Annotated in this window: 3 protein-coding genes; all 3 read right to left on the bottom strand. The window is 54.4% G+C overall.

Going from position 1 to position 1602, the window contains the following annotated elements; translation table 11 throughout:
* A partial coding sequence (locus RTW80_RS24990; protein ID WP_312720755.1) for a DeoR/GlpR family DNA-binding transcription regulator occupies positions 1 to 365 on the bottom strand: 365 nt, incomplete at its 3' end.
* Positions 366 to 381: 16 nt separating this feature from the next.
* Entirely contained in the window at positions 382 to 1014 is a 633-nt protein-coding gene (locus RTW80_RS24985) for a ribulose-phosphate 3 epimerase family protein (protein WP_000600624.1), read from the bottom strand.
* An 11-nt stretch (positions 1015 to 1025) separates the two neighbouring features.
* Positions 1026 to 1457, bottom strand: a complete 432-nt coding sequence (gene sgcA, locus RTW80_RS24980; protein WP_000606405.1) for an SgcA family PTS sugar transporter subunit IIA — start codon at positions 1455 to 1457, stop codon at positions 1026 to 1028.
* Between the last annotated feature and the right edge of the window lie 145 nt (positions 1458 to 1602).

The following is a 1602-nucleotide window of genomic DNA, read 5'->3' as shown; positions in this document are numbered from 1 at the left end:
ACCTTTACCCGCGCATCGGCCAGGCATTTCGCCAGTTCGAGGCAGGTTGAGCCGGAGTCGAGAAAAAAGCAGTCGCCATCTTTGATCATTGTTCGGGCAAGGGCAGCTATTTCTCTTTTCGCCACAGATTGCAATGTACGTTTCACGTCGAAGACGTACTCTTTGTCGTCTGTACTGTCGTCGAAGTCCAGGCAACCGTGACCGCGGATCATGCCTGGATACTGGTTGGCAATATACTGGAAATCACGACGGACAGTCGCTTCCGCATAGCCAAAAAGCTCCATGGCCTGCTGTGTGGAGAGGTGACGATGTTGCCACAGGTAGTGCAGCATCTGTTTGATACGGTCAGGTCTCTGTTGGCTCATCAGAAACAATCTCCTCTTACAGGGTGGCGAATTGAGCTAAGGTCGCGCGATAGTCAGATGAAGAGAACAGGGCGCGCCCAATCACCATATGTTGCGCCCCGGCTGCTGCCAGTTGCTGTGCAGCTGCCAGCGTAATTCCACCGTCGGCCCAGCACTCGGTCTGAGGAAAAGCCGTGCGTACTTTTTGGATTTTCTCGCACATGGAGGGAATAAACCGCTGTCCCTGCCCATCGGGCTCACTGGTCATCACCATCACTCCGTCCAGCTCAGACGCCAGATATCGCCAGGCGTCGATCGGGGTTGCCGGATTAAATACCAGTCCGGCTCGTGCGCCGGTATGGCGGATCTCAGTTAACGTTTCCGAAGGATAGTCCAGCGTTTCTGCATGAACGAAGATCCACGCGGGTCTGATTTCAGCCAGCGCGTTAAACCAGCGCTGTGGCCGGGCAACCATGAAATGAAAGGACAAGGGATGAGGCGTCTGTCTGGCGACGGCCTGCACCGTTTTCATCCCAAACGTAATGTTGTTAATGAAGCTGCTGTCCTCAATATCCAGATGCAGGCTCCCAAAATCCAGATTGTCCAATGCCGTCAGCTCACGACCATAGTGCAGAGGATTTGCGCTGGCGAGAGAAGGGTGCAGGATCATAAGCGCCTCCGTTAACCTGATACCAGCGCAAACAGTGCATCGTCTGTGCTGGCATTTCCCACTGCCGCTAAGCGTTGTGGCGAATCAATAAACTGGCTGATGCGCTGAATGGTCAAAATATGTGCGTTGGCATCTGTGGCGCTGACGCAGAGAAGCAGCCAGACGGGGTCGCACTCCTCGTTACCAAAGGCGACCGGGGTGCGTAGCGTGGTGATACTGACCTGATTATAGTTTGCGCCTTGCTCTGGTCGGGCGTGAGGCAAGGCGATTCCTGGGGCTATCAGATAATAAGGCCCCCAGTTAAGGGTATTTTCGATGATCCCATTAACGTAGCATGGCTGCGCGGCACCATAGGCTACCAGCGGGCGGGTGGCGATTTCCACGGCCTGACGCCAGTCGGTGGCTTCACGTTGTGCCTGTACCCATTTAATATCGTTAATCATCCGTCGTTGACTCCATGCCGATTCGGGTTAATCTGGTAGCGATCCCCGTCGATACTTTTGACGAAGGCGGCAGGGATCGCAGAAGGGTTATTGCTCTTTGCCGGGGATAAGCGCTCTGCTTATCCCTATCTTATCGGCGTATATG

It is taken from the genome of Escherichia sp. AM3 (genome assembly GCF_032029835.1).
In the GTDB taxonomy this organism is placed as follows: Bacteria; Pseudomonadota; Gammaproteobacteria; order Enterobacterales; family Enterobacteriaceae; genus Escherichia; species Escherichia coli.
The sequence above is the reverse complement of the archived record's forward strand: the minus strand, read 5'-3'. Positions and strand labels throughout refer to the sequence as shown.

What these genes read in the sequence shown, in the direction of transcription:
- RTW80_RS24985 (WP_000600624.1), bottom strand. Translation starts at nt 1,014, where the DNA reads ATGATCCTGCACCCTTCTCTCGCCAGCGCAAATCCTCTGCACTATGGT.
- sgcA (WP_000606405.1), bottom strand. Translation starts at nt 1,457, where the DNA reads ATGATTAACGATATTAAATGGGTACAGGCACAACGTGAAGCCACCGAC.